This is a genomic window from Pseudodesulfovibrio portus (assembly GCF_026000375.1).
Taxonomy (GTDB): domain Bacteria; phylum Desulfobacterota; class Desulfovibrionia; order Desulfovibrionales; family Desulfovibrionaceae; genus Pseudodesulfovibrio; species Pseudodesulfovibrio portus.
Genome location: NZ_AP026708.1, coordinates 1,030,498 through 1,049,580 on the forward strand (window position 1 = coordinate 1,030,498; position 19,083 = coordinate 1,049,580).

General features: G+C 63.3%; 13 protein-coding genes. 4 read left to right on the forward strand and 9 right to left on the reverse strand.

The window, feature by feature from the left end; translation table 11 throughout:
• Positions 1–39: 39 nt before the first annotated feature.
• Positions 40–828, forward strand: a complete 789-nt coding sequence (locus OO730_RS04965) for a hypothetical protein (RefSeq protein WP_264983477.1) — start codon at positions 40–42, stop codon at positions 826–828.
• A gap of 239 nt (positions 829–1,067) precedes the next feature.
• The gene (locus OO730_RS04970; RefSeq protein ID WP_264983478.1) at positions 1,068–2,405 is read left to right on the forward strand and encodes a TolC family outer membrane protein; all 1,338 of its coding nucleotides are present in this window, start codon (positions 1,068–1,070) and stop codon (positions 2,403–2,405) included.
• 502 nt (positions 2,406–2,907) lie between these two features.
• On the opposite strand, the gene OO730_RS04975 is transcribed toward OO730_RS04970, so the two are convergent.
• From OO730_RS04975 to OO730_RS04995, 5 genes are all read right to left on the reverse strand, one after another.
• Positions 2,908–5,010 (reverse strand): HD domain-containing phosphohydrolase, encoded by a 2,103-nt coding sequence (locus tag OO730_RS04975; protein WP_264983479.1) that lies wholly within the window; start codon positions 5,008–5,010, stop codon positions 2,908–2,910.
• 51 nt (positions 5,011–5,061) lie between these two features.
• Entirely contained in the window at positions 5,062–5,751 is a 690-nt protein-coding gene (locus OO730_RS04980; RefSeq protein WP_264983481.1) for a transglutaminase-like cysteine peptidase, read from the reverse strand.
• Positions 5,752–5,758: 7 nt separating this feature from the next.
• The gene (locus OO730_RS04985; protein WP_264983482.1) at positions 5,759–7,084 is read right to left on the reverse strand and encodes an HlyD family type I secretion periplasmic adaptor subunit; all 1,326 of its coding nucleotides are present in this window, start codon (positions 7,082–7,084) and stop codon (positions 5,759–5,761) included.
• Positions 7,085–7,091: 7 nt separating this feature from the next.
• Positions 7,092–9,293 carry a type I secretion system permease/ATPase gene (locus OO730_RS04990; protein WP_407681916.1) on the reverse strand — a complete coding sequence of 734 codons (2,202 nt, stop codon included), beginning with the start codon at positions 9,291–9,293 and terminating at the stop codon, positions 7,092–7,094.
• A 448-nt stretch (positions 9,294–9,741) separates the two neighbouring features.
• Complete coding sequence (locus OO730_RS04995) at positions 9,742–10,761, reverse strand: zinc-binding dehydrogenase (protein WP_264983484.1); 1,020 nt, start codon at positions 10,759–10,761, stop codon at positions 9,742–9,744.
• A 129-nt stretch (positions 10,762–10,890) separates the two neighbouring features.
• Between OO730_RS04995 and OO730_RS05000 the strand changes: the two genes are divergently transcribed.
• Positions 10,891–12,711: a YgiQ family radical SAM protein gene (locus tag OO730_RS05000; protein WP_407681917.1), complete on the forward strand. Its 1,821-nt coding sequence runs from the start codon at positions 10,891–10,893 to the stop codon at positions 12,709–12,711.
• 156 nt (positions 12,712–12,867) lie between these two features.
• Entirely contained in the window at positions 12,868–14,451 is a 1,584-nt protein-coding gene (locus OO730_RS05005; protein WP_264983485.1) for a sigma 54-interacting transcriptional regulator, read from the forward strand.
• A gap of 155 nt (positions 14,452–14,606) precedes the next feature.
• Here OO730_RS05005 and OO730_RS05010 read toward each other — a convergent pair whose 3' ends face one another.
• From OO730_RS05010 to nifE, 4 genes are all read right to left on the reverse strand, one after another.
• Entirely contained in the window at positions 14,607–14,852 is a 246-nt protein-coding gene (locus OO730_RS05010; RefSeq protein WP_264983486.1) for a hypothetical protein, read from the reverse strand.
• A gap of 159 nt (positions 14,853–15,011) precedes the next feature.
• On the reverse strand, positions 15,012–16,280 hold the full coding sequence (locus OO730_RS05015) for a NifB/NifX family molybdenum-iron cluster-binding protein (protein ID WP_264983488.1): 1,269 nt from the start codon (positions 16,278–16,280) through the stop codon (positions 15,012–15,014).
• Between the two features lie 39 nt (positions 16,281–16,319).
• Positions 16,320–17,687 (reverse strand): nitrogenase component 1, encoded by a 1,368-nt coding sequence (locus OO730_RS05020; protein ID WP_264983489.1) that lies wholly within the window; start codon positions 17,685–17,687, stop codon positions 16,320–16,322.
• Entirely contained in the window at positions 17,680–19,062 is a 1,383-nt protein-coding gene (nifE, locus tag OO730_RS05025) for a nitrogenase iron-molybdenum cofactor biosynthesis protein NifE (protein ID WP_264983490.1), read from the reverse strand. Before nifE ends, OO730_RS05020 begins: the two co-directional genes overlap by 8 nt.
• Between the last annotated feature and the right edge of the window lie 21 nt (positions 19,063–19,083).

Below are 19,083 nucleotides of genomic sequence, written 5' to 3' on the forward strand. Positions count from 1 at the left end.
AACGGACAGGGAATATTTCCTCTTGAAACGGACTGCAATATGGTCAAGAATACGGACATGAATCAGACCACGATGCTCGGTACATACACCCTTGACGGGGACGTTCCGGTCCAGCCGGAGATCGTCCTCGCCAACTGCACGGACACGGCCAGGGTCGGCCAACTGGTGTCCGCGTTCCAGGGTCTGCCCGACATCCGGTTCTTCCTTATCGAAAACGTCGACGAAAACGCCATCGACCTGAATGCGGACTTCCACTTCCTCAAGGACGGCGGAAACTGGATTCTGGCCAACCACAACACCATGATGGAAGTCCTGTTCGACGACGCCGGATTCAACCCGGTCGGCAGCGAGGGCACCTTCGCGCTCAATCCGGGCGACGACGGCTCGTGGTCCATTGTCACCGGCGACGAAGCGGCCCAGGCCGCGCACCTGCCCCCCAGCGGGCAGCTCCTGGTGGACATGGGGCACGACGACATCTTCGCCGGGGACAGCCACGCAATCCACGTCACCACGGAACCGGAGACGTTCTTCGTCGATCCTTCGGTCCTGGCGCAGGGCGAACACGAGATTCTCGTTGCCAACTTCACCATCGGCCACGACACCCTGGAGCTGCCCGAAGGGCTGTCCATCAAGGACGTGGTGGTGGACACCGAACACGACCTTACCGAGGTCATCATCAGCGGGGCCGACAACACTGAAGATTTCGTGGTCAAGCTCATGGGCATGCACCAACCCGACCTGCCGGGCCAGGATTACGCCCTCACCTCCGACACCGACGGCGACGACCTCATCCATCACATGATCAACTCCGGCCTGCACGGGGAATGACCGACATCGGCAGCCAAGCGCAACAAATCATTCGCAATTCACAGCCGCGTCCCCGGACGCGGCTTTTTCATGCCCGGTGGACCCGCAAAAGACCTTTCTGGAATTAATCTAGAGTATCGGGGTGTTAGACAGGGCTTGAATCACATACCTTTTTCTCTCCACAAGTGTTGACACATAATTATATATACGGCTATAAGGCGGTGAGATAGTGTATCTTAAATAAACCACGGGGTAAGATGATGAAAAAAATTGTTCTCGCAGTACTTCTTTTCGTCTTCGTTTTTTCCGCGCCGGTCATGGCTGCGGACGGAGCGATTACGCTGAAGGACAGCGTCGTCGCTGCCGTCAAGCAGCACCCGCAGATCAAGTCCCTGCTGCACAACAGGGATGCTGTTTCCAAAGCCCAACTGTCCGCTCTCGGACGCTTCTTCCCCTCCCTTGACCTGAGGGCGGAAGCCGGCTGGCAGGAATACAGCAATCTGGCCAACCGCGCCGCCGAAACCGACAAGCACACCCGGACGCCCACGGACGTCGAGGTGACGCTGACCCAGCCTATTTTTGACGGCTTCGACCGGTATCACGACTACAAGCGTGAGACCGCCCGCCTGACCTCCGCCGAAGGCCGCCTGATCGACAACGTCGAGACCGTGGCCCTGGACGCCATCCGCGCCCACGTGGACGTGGTCCGCATCCGCAAGCTCGTCGCCCTGGCCGGTGAGAACATCACCGCCCACCAGGAACTGCTCGACTCCATTTCCGAGCGCGTGGAAGGCGGCGCCGGCAACCGTGCGGACGAAATGCAGGCCAAGGGCCGCGTCGCCCGCGCCGAGACCACCCTGGTCACCTATGTCGGCGAGTTGCGCACCTCCGAGGCCGAATATATCCGCACCGTGGGCAACAGCCCGGACGCATTGAACGATCCCGGTTTTGCTTCCGACCTCGTGCCCGTCAACGCCGACACGGTCCTGAACGACACCCTGGACTCCAACCCCAAGATCGCCGTGTACAAGGCCGAGATCGAAGTCGCCGAGCGCACCAAGAAGCAGCTCGAGTCGACCATGTATCCCGACGTGAACATCTATGTCTCCAGCCGTCACACCGACGACCTGGACGGCTCCGATTCCTGGATTCAGAACAACAAGGCCATGCTGGCCGCCAACTGGAACCTGTTCAACGGCCTGAGCGACTACAATGACGTCCGCACCGCAGCGGCCCGCATCAACCAGGCCCAGACCGAGTTGCAGGACACCACCGACGACCTGATCCGCCAGGTGGCCGCCGCCTGGGCCGAGTACGAGTCCGCCCTGGGCCAGATCGAGAAGTACCAGGAAGCCCTGCAGTACAGCCTCGAGTCCCTGGACATGTACCTGATGCAGTTCAACGTGGGCCAGCGCTCCCTCTTGGACGTGCTTGACGCCACCAACGAGGTGTTCAGCAACAAGGTCCAGCTCGAGACCGCCACCAGCAATCGCAACTTCACCGTCTACAAGTTCCTGGCTCTCCAGGGCAAGCTGATGCACACCATGGACGTTGCAGCCAACACCTACGAAGATATCCCCCCGGAAGACGCCCAATAGGGCAACCTGATACACGCGAGAACACTCAGGGGCGCGGCCACAAGGCCGCGCCCCTTTTTTTTGGAGCCTCCCCCGCCCCCACCCCCTCTCCCTTCCTAAACTTTTTGGAAGCACATCCGCCCGGCTGTCGGTTAATGCCGGCCCTTCCCCTCTTCTCCATTTCTCCCGATACGCCACCACACGTATTTCCCACTGACGGACAACGGCGCTTGTGGCGGGGGCACCGTCCCAAAGGATTTGCGCGAAGACTTTGGGACATCCCGTGCGGCCCGGCCCTGGCACCACTCTCATTTCCGTGCGCCTCTCGCCGCAGGCGACATGGGATTCTCAAGGCCCTCGGCCTTGAGCGGGTCCCGGGCAGCGCCCGGGTCTCCCCGAAGGGGCGTTCCGCGAGGCCTCCGGAGGCCTCCCCCACCCTTGTCCTCACGCCCGCCGTTCACTCCACGCAAAAGGCCCCGGCGAGTCGTTCGCCGGGGCCTTGAAACCGGATGGATGGGGTGTTCTAGTCCTTGTCGCCGAGCAACCTTTCTCCCGAGGGCGTCCGGATGACGTCGGCCAGGGCCTTGACCACCTCGGAGTCGAACTTGGTCACTTCGCTGCCGAGGATATCCAGGGCCTGCTGCGGGTCCTTGGCCCCGCGATAGGACCTGGGCCGGATCATGGCGCAGAACACGTTCAGCACGGACAGGATGCGGGCGAGCATGATGATCTCCCCGTCCTTGATGTTCTTGGGATAGCCCGACCCGTCGAGGCGCTCGTTCATCTGGTAGATGGCCTTGAGCACGCCCTCGGCGATGTCGATGTCCTTGAGGATGCGGTAGGCGTGCTCCACATGCTCCTCCATGGCCGCCATCTCCTTGTCGGTCAGCTTGCCGGGCTTGGTCAGTATCTCGTTGGGCACGAACATCTTGCCTATCTGCGACAGGTTGGCCGCGGTCTCGATCTCGGCGATGTCCATCTCGGACAGCCGCATGGCCCTGGCGACCTCCACGGACAGGCCCGCCAGCAGCTTGGTGTGACCGCCGAGGTACGGGTCCGCAGCCTCGATGGTGGACCCCAGCGCCTCCATGGCGGACTTGATCAGCCGCTTGTTCTTTTCCTGGGCGGCCACGAACTCCGTGATGTCGCGGTACACCTCGACCACGCCCATGCACGTGCCGTCGGCGTCGCAGTAGGGCGATTTGGATATCTGGAACTGGTGCCGTTGCGAGCGCAGGAAAATGGGCTCGCTGATGGTCTCCTTGCGTCTCTCGCGGATCACCACCTCGTCGATGGTCTCCAACCGCTTGGCCGTGTCGAAGCCGAACACCGCAGCCGTGTCCATGCCGATGAGTTCCTCCTTGGGCCGCCCCGCTGCCGAGGCAAAGGCGTTGTTGACATAGGTGAACTTGCCTGAGGCGTCCTTGAGGGTGATGAACTCGTCGATGTTGGCGTTGATCGAATCGATGAACCGCTTCTGCTCCTCGATCTTGGAGGCCAGCGCCTGGAACTCCGTGGCGATCCGCTGGCTCTGGACGCCGGTGAGTATCCACCAGGCCAGACCGGCCACCAGGAAGGCGGTCAGGATGCCCAGACCGGCCACGATGTACACGGTGCGCCGGAAATCATTGATGGGGCGCATGGCCTCACCGTATTCGACCTCCTGCACCAGCCACCACTCGGGACCGGGGATGCGGACGCCCAGGGAGTAGACCTGCCGGGTATCGTCGGACAGGCTCGGCCGGACGCCGAAGGGAATGTTCCCGGACTCGTCGATCTTCACCGCCGAGGTGATGTCCAGGAACCCCTCGGTGGTCCAGGGGGTGACCTCCCGGTATCCGGCCCCGGTCTTCTGCATCAGGCGGGTCTTCTCGCCCTCGCCCGCCAGCGGGGAATTGGACAGGAGCTCGGTGATCTTGCCCGAAATCTGCCGGGTCATCATCAGGGAGCCCACGGCCCCCTCCAGGGGACCTTCGTCCGTGCCGCCCACAGCATCGGGCGGATAGATGGGCACGTACACGTCCATCTCCATGCCGAGCTGGGTCTTGCGCAGGGAGGAATACTTGGGGGAGTTGTCCCTGATGGAACCCTTGGCCGCGTTGATCTGCTCCTCGCTCATGGGCGGCAGGTGCCCGTCCGTGGCGATGTAGGCCTCGCCCTCCTTGCTCAGGATGCGTGCGTTGACGAACCCCGCATAGGTGGAAAATTCCCGGAGCATGTTCTCCATCATGGGCAGTTGCTCGGCCAGGGACGAGCCATCCTCCTCGACGTCGCCGTCGTCGCGGATCGCCCCGAACAGCGAGGACAGGTCTCCGTCGAAACCGTCGATCTCCGTGGCGTAGAGCCGGAAAAGGTCGGACTTGATGAGCCTGTCGCCTTGGTGGGCCAGGTTGTCGAGAAAAGTACCGATAACCTCGGCCCTGCCCTGGACGAGCAGGTGGAACCGTTTCTGCTGGTTTTCCAGCACCCCGGTTTCCTTGTCGCTGACGGCCCGGTTGGCCAACAGCACGATGCCCACCGAGATGATCAGCACGAACGCCAGGACAACGCCGATCTTGACGGACTGCCCGGCTCCCCCGATAGACTTGGGGACCTCTGACGCGGTCTGTTTCACTTGTTCAGCCATTTCACAACTCCATCTGGTTTCTTCACGTCACCCTCGTCAAGAGGGCGCGTGTTATTGCTTTGCCTTCGTGTACGTGGACTTCTTCTTGGGAGCCACGTGCATCCACCGGAACTTCTCGTTCACGGAATATTGCGGAATGTAATGCTTATATCGCTTGTGCGACAAGACCATGATGGTCTGGTTGTCGAGGATGTAGATGTCGTCGGGAAGAAATACCGCCAGGATGGCGTGGCCGATGCCGCGGATGCCGTCCTTGACCGCCACGATGCGCATCTGGTCGCCGGTGAAGCCCAACTCCTGAAGCGCATAGAACTTGGCGATGGAGTAGTCTTCACAGTCACCCGACTTCTTGAGGAATTCCCAGGGAGTGGCCCAGTATTCGCTGACTCCCCAGTTGGCCTTGTCCAGCCGGTAGGGCCACTTGTTGAAGAACTTGTTGACCCCTTTGAGGATGTCCTTCTGCGGCTTGCCCGCAAGCTCTGCCTTGAGGGCGTACCACGACCCCTTGGACGGGTGGTTGGCCGTGGCCGCGTCCTGGAAATAGCCCTTCCAGGCCTTCATCTTGTCCAGTACCCGCGTCCATTTGGGAAGCTTCTTGATCGTGCTCTTGAACTCCAGGGAGCCGAGCAGCTTGGGCGAAGTGTCGGCGGCACGGGCTTCCACGGCCGGGTCAAGGACAACGCCGATGCACATCGCGCACAGGGCGAGCACCAAAAGCGTATGTCCAACCCGGCCGGTCATGGCCTGATCAGCGCTCCCTGAGCGCGTTCTGTTTGGCCTTGAGGATCGGCTTGAGCAGATAGTCCAGCACCGACTTCTTGCCGGTCAGGATATCCACGCTGGCGGTCATGCCCGGGATGATGGGCAACCGCTGGCCGCGATAGAGCATGGCGTTCTGCTCGGTGCGCACCTTGACGAGGTAGTAGTTCTCGCCCCGCTCATCCTCGATGGTGTCGGCGGAGATGTTCTCCACCGTGCCGTCGAGCCCGCCGTAGATGGAGAAGTCGTAGGCCGTGATCTTGACCTTGGCCACCTGGCCCGGATGCAGGAAGGCGATGTCGGACGGCTTGACCTCCGCCTCCACCAGCAGGGTGTCGTCCAGGGGCACGATCTCCATGATGGACTCGCCTGGCCGGACAACCCCGCCCAGGGTGTTCAGGAGGATGTGCTTGACGATGCCCTTGACCGGCGAACGGACATCTGTACGGGTCACCCGGTCGCCGCCGGAACTGAGGTTTTCCTCGATGGACTTCAGCTCCAGCCGCCGCATGTTGATCTCTTCCAGGGCCTTGGACCGGTACTCGGCCTTGGCCCGCTCGATGCGCCCCGCAGCCTCCTTGGCCGCCCGCTTCACACGAGGAATGCCCAGGGTAAGGGATTCCACGTCGCCGGTGAGCTGGACCACGGTCTGTTCCAAGCGGAGGTAGTCCAGCTCGGAATGGATCTGTTTCTCCACCAGGGGCTTGGCGATGTCGCGCTGCTTTTTGGCGTTATCCAGGCTCTTCACGAGCTGCCGCCTGCGGCTGGCCATCTCGTTCACTTCCTGCTGACGCTGCTCGTACTGGTCCTGGAGCAGGCCGAGGTCGATGTTTATGTTGTCCCTCTGCGCCTTGAAAATCCGCATCTGATCGTCGACCAGCTGGGGCGCTTCCTTCATGAGTTCCTCGTCGAAGACCGGCTCGGTGCCGTTGACCTCGGCCTCGAGCCGGGCGATGGCCGCCTTGTGCTCAAGGGCCTTGGACTTGGCGTCCCGGTAAAAGCTGGCCGCCTGCTCGTTGCTAACCCGGCAGAGGAGGTCGCCCTTCTGCACCTCCTGGCCCTCATGCACGAAGACCTCCTGAAGGATGCCGCCCTCGAGGTTCTGGATCTCCTGGATGCGCTGGGAGGGGATGACCCGCCCGAATCCGCGCGTCACCTCGTCGAGCACGGCCAACTTGGCCCAGACCACGAACAGGACGACGAACAGGAGGATGGCCGTGGACATGATGTAGGCGAACCGGCGGCCCTTGCCGTACATGGCCTGGTCCACCTCGCTCATGAAAAGGAGTGCTTCTCTATCGTTTTTGTAGCTCATGCCGACCTCACATGGAAACCTTGATTTTGCCGGACTTGAGGCCGTCCAGAACGGCCTGCTTGGGGCCGTCCACCACGATTCTTCCCCGGTCCATGATCACCAGCCTGTCCACCAGATCGAGCATGGAGTGGCGGTGGGTGATGACGATAAGCGTCTTGTCCTTCACATAGGGCCTGAGCCGTTCCTTGAGCCGGTATTCCGATTGGTTGTCCATGTTGCTGGACGGTTCATCCATGATCAGGATTTCCGGATCGGGCAGGATGGCCCGGGCAATGGTCACGGCCTGGCGCTGGCCGCCGGACAGGGACGTGCCCCGCTCGCCGACCATCATGCCGAAGCCTGCCGGGTGGTCGCGCACGAAGTCGTTGACCCCGGAAACCTCGGCCGCATAATTGACGGACTGGTCGTCGGCCTCGGGCAGGCCGAAGGCGATGTTGTCCTTGAGAGTGCCGTAAAAGAGCAGGCTGTCCTGCGAGATGTAGCCCACCTTCCTGCGAAGATCGGCCACGTCCATCTGCCGGAGATCGATGTCGCCCACCTGAACCGAGCCCTCAACGGGCTGGTACAGCCCCACGCAGAGCTTGCCCAGGGTGGACTTGCCCGCGCCGGTGCGGCCAACGATGCCCACCTTCTCGCCCGGTTTGAGCTTCAGGTTGACGTTGTGGAGCACGGCCTTGTCAGTGCCGGGATAGCTGAACCCCACGTCGGTCAGCGACACGGACGGCTCGATGACCCCGTAATGGAAGGCCTCCTTGTCCTCGGGACGCTCGCTGGGCATGGCCATGAGCATGTCCAGGGCATTCAGGGCCATCCGGGACTGCTGGAACCTGGAGAGCAGCCCGGCCACGGCGGAAAGCGGGGCCATGGACCGGCCCGCCAGGATGTTGCTGGCGATCAGGCCGCCGACGGTCATCTCGCCCTCGGAGATGAGGAACACGCCGATGATGACCACGGACACGGACACCAGCTGGGTGATGAACACGGAAAAGGTGATGGAAATGTTGGCCAGGACCTTGGCCCGGCTGTTGGACTGGGCGGACATGCCGACCACGTTCTCCCAGCGGGCCTGCATGCGGCCCTCGGCCATGGAGGTCTTGATGGTCTCCAGCCCCTGCACGATCTCGAACAGGAGCGCGTTCTTCTGGGTGGACTCCTTGTAGTGGTTCTCGATGATGTGCTGGAAGGGAATCTGGAGAAACACCCCGAACAGGACCACCAGGGGCACGGCGATGAAGATGGGGTAGGCGATGGGGCCGCCTATATAATAGATGATCAGGATGAACAGGAACAAAAACGGCAGGTCTATGAGCGCCACCAGCGACGACGAGCTGAAAAATTCGCGCAGGGATTCGAACTCGCGGATGTTGTTGGCCACGGCACCCGCCGATTCCGGCATGTGGTCCAGCCGGGCGGACATGAGGTGGTTCATGATCTTTGATCCGATGAGCACGTCCGCGTTGCGGCCCGCCACGTCCACGAAATAGCTGCGCAGGTTCTTGAGCAGGAAGTCGAAGATGTAGGCCACGGCGATGCCGATGGCCAGGACCCAGAGCGTGTCCATGGCGTTGTTGGGGATGACCCGGTCATACACGTTCATGATGAACAGCGGCGAGGCCACGATGATGATGTTGGTCATGATGGACGCGCCCACCACGTGCTTGTAGATGGGCCAGAACCGGGCGATGACGCCCCAAAACCATCGCTTGGTCTTGAGCAGCTTGAGCTCGCTGGCGCGCTTGTCCAGCTTGGACTTGCGGTGGCAGAGGATCGCGTACCCGGTGTATTCCTCCTCGAGCTTGGCCAGCGGGATCTCGGTCTCGTCCATGCCGTGGCCGGGGATCATGACCCGGGCCGTGGTCTTGGTGGTGTCCATCAGGACGCAGGCGTTGCCGCCGCGCAGCAGCAGGATGCACGGCAGGACCAGCTTGGTGATGGTCCGAAGCTTCTCGCGGTACACGGTCTTGGCGGTGATGCCGATGCGCTCGGCGCTGCGCACGATGGAGGCGGCGGTGATGACCCCTTCCTTCTGCGGGATGCCCGACTTGAGCGTGGCCGACGACACCGGCTTGCCCAGCAAACGGCTGATGATGGACAGGCAGATGACCAGGGGCGGCTGGAAGTCGATGTCCTTGGGGGTCAGCCGCTCGTCCGGCTCGACCCGCTTCGCGGGCATGGGCTGGCCTGGCTGCATGGGCTGGCCTGGCTGCATGGGCTGGCCTGGCTGCATGGGCTGGCCTGGCTGCATGGGCTGGCTGGGTTGTTCCTGCGCTCCGGCACCCGCCTGCTTTGCCTGCGCGGCTCCGTTGGGCCTGGAAACGAGACCGGGGTCGCCGCCTTGGGGCGGCTTTGCCGCGCTCCCTGCTCCCTTTTTCACGGGCGGCTGCCCGGGCGAACCGGGCTTGGTGCCGATGCCGGGCGATTTCGGCACGGTGTTTCCGGCGGGTGCCGACTTGGAGCCGGGCGCCTTGGCCGAGGCGGGTTTGGAATCGGGCTTGGCCGATGGCTTTTTCTCAGAAGGCATAGACTTCACTTGGGTATGGATTGATGCAAGCCGAAATGAACCCGCCGGTCGCGGGCTTCGTCCACTACTTACAGTATAGGATCATAATCTTTCCCGTGAGAGGAATTTTGTCAAGAACCAATTGCGTTTATCCAAACTAATCCGAGGTATTCGCAATCGTGTTCCACTCCTCCGGGACCAGGGAAATCTTGCCCGACGCCTTGCCCTGTTCCCAGTAGCGATAGGCCTCGCCGACGTCGGTGAAATCAAAGCGGCGATCGTCCACGAACACGGCCAGTCCGTCCTCGTCCACCAGGCCGGACACGTTGGCCAGGATTTCACCGTGCAGCTCCCTCCCCTCTCCCGTGAGCATGGGCAACAGCATGAAGACCACGTGCAGGGACAGCCCCCGCGCATGCAACAGGCTGAGATCATGGGAAGATCGCGTGGCGGTTGAGACGACCTGCCCGCCTATGCGCGCGGCGGCGAAGGACTGGTCCAGCACGGTGCCGCCCACAGTGTCGAAAACCACGTCAAACCCCCTGCCGCCGGTGAACCCGTCCACGTATTCCTCGACCTTGGTCTCGCGGTAGTAGATCGGGATGCCGCCCAGGGCCTCCACCACGGCGCCCTTCTCCTCCGTGGAAACCGTGGCGTACACCTCGGCCCCGGCGTGGACGCCGAGCTGCACGGCCATATGGCCCACGCCGCCCGCCCCGCCGTGCACCAGCAACGTCTGGCCCCGGCTGACCGAGGCCTTGTCGAACAGGCCGAGCCAGGCGGTGATGGACACCAGGGGCAGACAGGCCGCGTCCGCAGGGGCCATGCAGGCAGGGGTGGGCGCGAGCAGCCGCTCGTCCGCAACCATGTACTCGGCCAGCGCGCCGGGCAGGTCGTCCAGGCCGCCCGCGCAACCCATGACCTGGTCGCCCACGCGGAAACGCGACCTGCCGCCGGTCTCCACCACCTCGCCGGCCACGTCCATGCCGAGCAGGGCGGGCAGGGGCGGGGCAAAGGAGAGCAGGTTGCCCAGCGTGGCGATCTTGTTGTCGATGGGGTTGAAACTGGACCCGGCGACCCGGATCAGGACCTGGCCCGGGCCGGGGACGGGCTTTTCGATGTCGTGTTCCGCGAAACGGTGTTCCGGACCGTATTCTTCCAGCAGCATGGCTTTCATGGACGTCCTCCCTACTGCCCCAACAATACAGCTTGCACAGGTTTGTGTACAGCCCCGATGTTTTTTACCCATGACGGCGACGGGAAAGATGTGGACCAAACCGGCGGGGTGGTCCATCATGTATGGATGATGCGCACGCGAGACAGACAACCGCTCGAACAGCCCGGGGTGCTGCCCATGACCCGCGAGGAGATGGACCGCCTCGGCTGGAACGAGCTGGACATCCTTCTGGTCACGGGCGACGGCTACGTGGACCACCCCTCCTTCGGGGCCGCCCTGCTCGGCCGCTGGCTGGTGCACCACGGATTTCGCACCGGCATCTGCGCCCAGCCCGCCTGGGACCGGCCCGAGGACATCTCCCGCATGGGACGGCCCCGGCTGTTCGCGGGCGTCACCGCCGGATCGCTGGACTCCATGCTCGCCCACTACACCGCCTTCCGCAAGAAGCGCCACGACGACGCCTACACCCCGGGCGGCAAGGCGGGCGCACGCCCCAACCGGGCCTCCATGGCCTACACCAACGTTGTCCAGCGGGCCTTCCCCGGGCTGCCGGTCATCCTGGGCGGCATCGAGGCATCCCTGCGGCGCATCTCGCACTACGATTTCTGGACGGACGCGGTACGCAAATCCATCCTCCTGGATTCCAAGGCAACAGCCATCACCTACGGCATGGCCGAAAATTCCATCATCACCCTGGCCGACACCATCGAGACCATTCTCGACGAGACGGGCGAGGTGGACGTCAAGGCGCTCAGACCGCAAATCGCCGGGCTGCCCGGCCTGGTCACGGCAGGCGGGCGGGATGACGTCCCCGACACGTTCCCGGTCATGGAGCTGCCCTCGCACGAGGCCATCCTGGCCGACCCTAAACAGCTCATCCAGGCCACCATCCTGCTCGAACGCCAGGTCCACCAGAACACGCACACCGCCGTGCAGGAAGCCGGGGGACGGCTGGTCATCCTGACCCCGCCCGGCCCGCTCCTCGACACCGCCGGATTGGACGAGCTGGCCGGACTGCCCTTCTCGCGGCTGGCCCACCCCTCATACAGGGAGCGCATCCCGGCGGCGGACATGATCCAGGCCAGCGTGACCACCCACCGGGGGTGTTCGGGCGGTTGCTCCTTCTGCACCCTGGCCCTGCACCAGGGGCGGACCATCCGCTCCCGCAGCACCCGATCCATCCTGTCCGAGGTCAAGGCCATCGCCAAGACCCCCGGCTGGACCGGCTCCATCTCCGACGTGGGCGGCCCCAGCGCCAACATGTGGGGCGCGCACTGCGCCGCCGACCAGTCCGAGTGCACCCGGGCGAGCTGCCTGACCCCGCGCATCTGCAAGCACTACCTGGTGACGCAAAAGGACTTCGTGGACCTGCTCCGGGCGGTGAACGATCTTCCCTCGGTCAAACACGTGCGGGTGGCCTCGGGCTGGCGCATCGACCTCGGCCTCACGGACATGCCCGCCCTGGCCGCCCTGGTCCGCGAATTCGTCGGGGGCCAGGCCAAGATAGCCCCGGAACATCAGGCGGACCGCGTCCTCAAGCTCATGCGCAAACCGGGTTTCGAGGCCTTTGAGCGGTTCCTCGAACTGTTCGACCGGGAATCGAAAAAAGCGGGCAAGAAGCAATACGTCGTCCCCTACCTCATGTCCGCCTTCCCCGGCTGCACCGACGACGACATGCGCTCCCTGGCCAACTGGCTGAAGGCCCGCGGCTGGAAGCCGGAACAGGTCCAATGCTTCATCCCCCTGCCCGGCACGGCCGCCGCCGCTATGTTCCACGCGGAAACCGACATGCAGGGCAACCCCATCACGGTGGCAAAGACCGACGCCGAACGCATGCGCCAGCACGCCATCCTCATTCCCTCCAAAGGACAGCCGCCCGGGAAAAAGCACCCGGGAGGACCCGGCAGAAAGGCCGGGCCGGGGAAAGGGCCGGGCCGCCGCCGAAAATAGACGCGGACAAGCCAACAATATTGCAGATATGTATAGCCATTTTTGCAAAATTACATTTTTGTCAACCACCACCTCTCGTTGACATCCGACAACCAACCGGTATTACAGTCATTATCTCATTCCGAAAACATGGCACCGTGCTTGCTAACCACAAGTATGTCCATGACCGTCCACCGACTGAAGCTCTCCGCCCTGCTGGCCATATGCCAGGTCATCGACCAGGCCATCGACCTGGAGTCGGCCCTGGACGGCGTCCTGCAGATTCTGTCAGAGCTGCTGTCCATGCAGCGGGCCACGGTCACCCTCTACGATCCCGAAACCGGGCACCTGTCCATCAACGCATCCTACGGCCTGACCGTTGAGGAGCGGAAACGCGGCGTGTACCGGCTGGACGAGGGCGTGACCGGGCGCATCTTCCAGACCGGAGAGCCGTTCTACGTTCCGGACATCGAGAAGGAGCCTTTGTTCCTGGACAAGACCGGGTCGCGGCGGGTCCAGCGCGGCGGGATATCCTTCATCGGCGTGCCCATCATCCTGCACGGCGACCCCATCGGCGTGCTCACCGTGGACCGGTTGTTCGAGGACGAGGTGGAGTTCGAGGAGGACGTCGCCTTCCTCAAGGTCGTGGCCACCCTGATCGGGCAGTTCATCAGCCTCAATGAAAAAATCAAGGCCCGCGAGGCGGCCCTGAAACGGGAAAACACCTCCCTCAAGTACCAGATTTCCAAGAACACCAAGGGCCCGTACATCGTGGGCCAGAGCTCATCCATGGTCGAGGTGCAGCGGCAGATGGAAAAGGTCTCGCCCACGCGGGCCACGGTCCTGCTGCTGGGCGAATCCGGCGTGGGCAAGACGCTCATCGCCCGGATCATCCACGAGCTCTCCGAACGTGCGGGCAGCCCGTTCATCAAGGTCAACTGCGCCTCCATCCCGGGCAACCTGCTGGAGTCCGAGCTCTTCGGCCACGAAAAGGGCGCGTTCACCGGGGCCACCGCCTCCCGGCCCGGCCGATTCGAGGAGGCGGACACGGGCACCATCTTTCTGGACGAGATCGGCGAACTCCCCCTGGGGCTGCAGGCCAAGTTCCTGCGCGTGCTCCAGGACAAGGAGCTGGAACGCCTCGGCGGCGGCCGCACCCGGTCCATCGACGTGCGCATCCTGGCCGCCACCAACCGGGACCTCGGCGACCTGGTTGAACGCGGCAAGTTCCGGCTGGACCTCTACTACCGGCTCAACGTCTTCCCCATCCGCATCCCGCCGCTGCGGGAACGCAAGGAGGACATCACCAGCCTGCTCAACCATTTCCTGCACAAGATGGCCGACGACTATGGGCGCAGCATCCACCTCACCGCCACGGCCCTGGACGCGCTCATCCGCTACGACTGGCCCGGCAACGTGCGCGAGATGCAGAACCTCATCGAGCGGCTGGTCATCATGACGGACAATGACCGCATCACCCTGGAATTTCTCAAGTCCTACCTCGCCCCCGGCCAGACCCCGGTCGTCGAGGAGACCCTCCCCCTGTCCGAAGGGCTGCCCCACCGCACCTCGCTCAAGGAATTCGAGCGCAACGAGGTCATGGCCGCCCTGGAACGGTCCGGCTGGGTACAGTACAAGGCCGCCGACGCACTGGGCCTTTCCGCCCGGCAGATGGGCTACCGGGTCAAGAAGTACGGCCTGGAGACCATGATAGCGGAAGGCCGCGCACGGCTCAGGCGCATGAAGGAAACGCAGATGTAAATTTCGGCATCGATACCTCCACAACCCCCACGAAGACACCCCCTGCCCCCGGCATACGGCAGGGGGTGTCGGGTTTTGGACTTCCCCGCCGCAGGAATGCAAGAAAGGCCCCGCCGAAGTTCGGCGGGGCCTTTCTCGCGTAATTTCAAATCCGATTATTCAACCGCACCCAGGGTGCGCACCGAGGCGATTTTCTCCCAATCATAGTAGGTGTTGATGTTCATGCCGTCCTTGGTGCAGGTGACGCGCACGAACTCCTCGCCCAGAAACAAGGTGGCCCCTTCGTAGACCTCGCCCTCGTTGACCTGAATCTTCACGTCCTTTCGAAGCTTGCGGGACATGGTTCCCTGCACCGGCTTGGACGCGTACTCGAACACTTTCTCCAATGTCGCCTTGTTCATTCGTTTCTCCTTGGAAGTTGTTGGACACCAGAGCCGGGGTTAACGTCTCAAAAGTGGTTGAGTGCAAGGCGCGAGGAAAAGCCAGGGCCGAAGCGTATAAACAATACGCGAGGGTCTGGCTTTTCCGAAGCAACGCAGCAATCGGCCGCTTTTCAGCCGTTAACCGCAGCCGGCTCCGCCGCCCGCACACCCGCTGCCGATACCGCATTTGCGGACCTTGAGCGCGTTCATGTCGCCGCCTTCGAAGACGAAGCGCAGGGCGTCCTCGATGAACCCGTCAACCACGTGGGAATGAATGCCGTGCTCCTCGAGCAGCATGCGCGGGGTCTCGCCTATGGCCGCGCACAACACGGCCCGGCAATCCTTCAGGGTCGCGGCCAGCTCGGACCACCGCTGGGGGCCGCAGCCCGCCTCCGGGGCCTTGCGTTCCTCGACCAGCGCATACCCGCCGGTATCGGACTCGCCCCAGATCTGGAAGGACTTGGCCTCGCCCAGGTGCTGGTTGACCAGCATGCCCTCGCGGGTGGCCACGGCCACGTGCGGACGCGGGGTGTTGACCTCCAGGGGCTTGAGCTTGGAGCACGCCCGGAGCGTGCCGCACAGGGCAACGGACTGGTCGTCGTTGAGCAACCCGACCGCGTCGGCGCGGCACCGCTTGCAGTGGGTCATCTGGTCGATGAATTCGCCCGCTTCCTTGCGCAGGGGCAGCACGGTCTCGCGGCCCGGCTCGGGAATCTCGGAAAACGGCGTGTCCTCGGTGGGCTTGAGCGGGATCATGTTCTGGATGTCCGCGCCAAGCCCGGCACACACCCTGCCGACCTCGACGATGTGGTGGTCGTTGACGCCGGGGATGATGATGGAGTTGATCTTGACCGTGATGCCGCGCTCCTTGAGGCCCTTGATGGCCGCGAGTTGGCGGCCCAGCAGGATCTCCGCGCCCTTCTCGCCGTGGTAGACCACGTTGCCGTCGCGGACCCAGGCGTAGATTTTCGCCCCGATGGCCGGATCAACGGCGGAGACGGTGATGGTCACATGGGACACGCCCAGGGCGGCGATGTCGTCCAGGTAGGGCAGGATGCCCATGCCGTTGGAGGACAGGCAGAAGAGCAGGTGCGGATGGCGCTCGTTCAGGAGCCGCATGGTCTCCAGGGTCTCGGCGGGGTTGGCGAAGGGGTCGCCCGGACCGGCGATGCCGGCCACGGTGATGCGCGGCTCCTTTGCCAGGACCTTGTCCATGTACTCCGCGGCCTGGAACGGCTTGAGGATGCCGGAGGTCACGCCTGGGCGGGACTCGTTCACACAGTCGTACTTGCGGTTGCAGTAGTTGCACTGGATGTTGCACTTGGGGGCCACGGGCAGATGCACGCGACCGCAATTTCCGGCTTCCGCCTTGTTGAAGCAGGGGTGCTTGGTGGTATCCTTATGCATGGTGCTCTCCTGTCGTTGAGGTGTGTAACAGGTTGACTTCTAAATATATCCGTAGCCGACAGAAGAATCGGCCTGCTTCTTTTCGATGACCGCGTTGACCACTCTGTCAAAGAGGTTCAAGGCCCCCTTGTAGCCCAGGGTGAGTATGCGCTGACCGCCGAAACGGTCGTGGACGGGGAAACCCACGCGGACCAGAGGCACGCCCCACGCCTCGGCGTAGCGGTACCCCTTGGAATGGCCGATGAGCAGGTCCGGCTTCAGGGACTCGGCCTCGGCTGCGATGTCATGGAAATCCACCGCCTCTCGCACCTCGGGGGCCATTCGGGCCACGCCGTCCGTGACGCGGGAGATGGCCGCTTCCAGCCCCTTGCCCCGCGCGCCGGTCCCGGCCAGGACCACGTCCACACCGATCTCGGCCAGAAAGGCGCACAGCCCGACCACCAGGTCCTCTTCGCCGTAAACCACGGCCCGCTTGCCGAACACGTACTTGTGGCCGTCCACGTAGGCGTCGATGAGACGGCCCCGTTCCAGCTCAAAGCGGCGCGGCACGGGATTGCCGGAAACACTTTCCAGGGTCTCGAACAAGGCGTCCGACTCGCGCAACCCCATGGGCAGGCCGATGCGGTGGTTGGTCACGCCGAACCGCTTTTCCAGGCTGGTGCCCCCCGTCTGCTTGGGCAGGCAACGGCCGAACTCGATGGTCGCCTTGGCGCCGGACATTTCCCTGATCTCGCTGACCGGGGTGCCGCCGGAGGGAATCTTCACGTAATCCTCGAGCGCCGGGCCATCCAGGGTCTCGGAGATGTCGGGCAGAATGGTGGCCGGAATGCCGAAGTCGCGGCAGATGTCGAACAGATGCCGGACGTCCTCGCAGGAGACCATGTTGGGCAGGATGCTCACCCGGCCGGTCTCCGGGACCTTGGCTGTGCAGAGCTGCTCCACCAGGGAACGGACCGCGCCGTGCCACCCGTCCGTGTGCGTGCCGGAGTAGCTCGGGGTGGACACCTCCACCAGTTCGGGCAGATCCAGATCGCCGAACTCGTCGCGGAATTCCTTGAGATTCATGGGCACGTCGTCGCCGATGGTCTCGGTCAGGCAGGTGGTGGCCACGCCGATGACCTGCGGCTCGTACTTCTTCATGACGTTGAGGATGCCCTTCTTGAGGTTCGGGCCGCCGCCGTAGATGGCGTTCTTCTCGCCCAGCGCAGAGGAGGCGATGTCCACGGGCTCGCGAAAATGGGAAATGATGTACCGCCGCATGTAGGTGGCGCACCCCTGGGAACCGTGCAGGAACGGGATGGCCCCCTCCACGCCCCGGAAGGCCATGGAGGCCCCCAGCGGCGTGCACAGCTTGCAGGCGTTGGTGGTGGAAACGAAATTGGGCTTGGGCGTCTTGACCTTACTCATTGACGGCCTCCTTCTTTTCTTCGGTCATGCGGCCCGCGCGGCGGGGCACGAACTGCCAGACCGGGGACATGGCCGAGGCGTGGATTTCGCGGGCGAAGTTGAGCATGCCCACGAACCCTTCCAGGGCTTCCTTGCGCTCGTGGTTGTGGTCGCAAAACCCCACGCCGAGCTTGAAGGCGATGGGCCGCTCCTTGACCCCGCCCACGAACACGTCCACGTCCTTCTCCTTGATGAAGTGGGACAGCTCCAGCGGGTTGGCGTCGTCGATGATGACCGTGCCGGGATCGGTGATCTGTTCCAGTTCGGCGTAGTCTTCCCTGGTGCCGGTCTGGGAACCGACCAGGACCACCTTCATGCCCAGGTGACGGAAGGCCTTGACCAGGGAAAAGGCCTTGAAGGAACCGCCCACGTACATGGCGACCTTCTTGCCTTCCAGGTCCTTGCGGTAGCGGGCCAGCTCGGGCATGAGCACCTGCAGCTCCTCCTTGACGAGCTTCTGGGTGCGCTCCAGGATGCCGGGGTCCTTGTCCTTGAAGAAGTCGGCGACCTTGTACAGGGAGTCGGCCATGTCCTCGATGCCGAGGTAGGAGACCCGCTCGTACGGGATGCCGAACTCCTCTTCCATCATCTTGGCCAGGTCGAGGGTCGCCCCCGAACACTGGACCAGGTTCAGGGCCGCGCCGTGACAGCGCTGGATGTCCGCCACCCGGCCGTCGCCGGTGACGTTGGCCACCACCTGGACACCCATCTTCTCGAAGTACTCGCGGATGATCCAGATTTCACCGGCCAGGTTGAAGTCGCCGAAAATATTAATGGAAAGAGGCGATATGTCCGAAACGTCGCCATTGCCGATGAGCTTGAACATGGCCTTGCAGGCGGCCAGGTAACCCTCGCGCTTGCTGCCCTTGAAGCCTTCGGACTGAACCGGCAGCACGGGGATGCCCTTCTTCTCGGACATCTTGCGGCAGACCGCTTCCAGGTCGTCGCCGATGATGCCGACGATGCAGGTCGAGTAGACGAACGCGGCCTTGGGGGAGTGCCTGTCGATGAGCTCGTCAAGGGCGGCCTCCAGTTTCTTCTCGCCGCCGAAAATGACGTCCGTCTCCTGGAGGTCGGTGGAAAAGGAGAGCCTGTGGAGTTCAGGGCCGCTGGAGAGCGCCCCCCGGATGTCCCAGGTGTAGACCGCGCAGCCGATGGGGCCGTGCACCAGGTGCAGGGCGTCGGCTATGGGGTAAAGGACCACGCGGGAGCCGCAGAACACGCAGGCCCGCTGGCTGACCGCGCCCGCCAGGGATTCGCGGTTGCAGGCCATGTCGATGGCGCCTTCGCCGGACAGGTGGATCTGGTCCTTTCTTTCTTCTAGAATCGTGCTCATCTTACTTCCCCTGATGGGTTG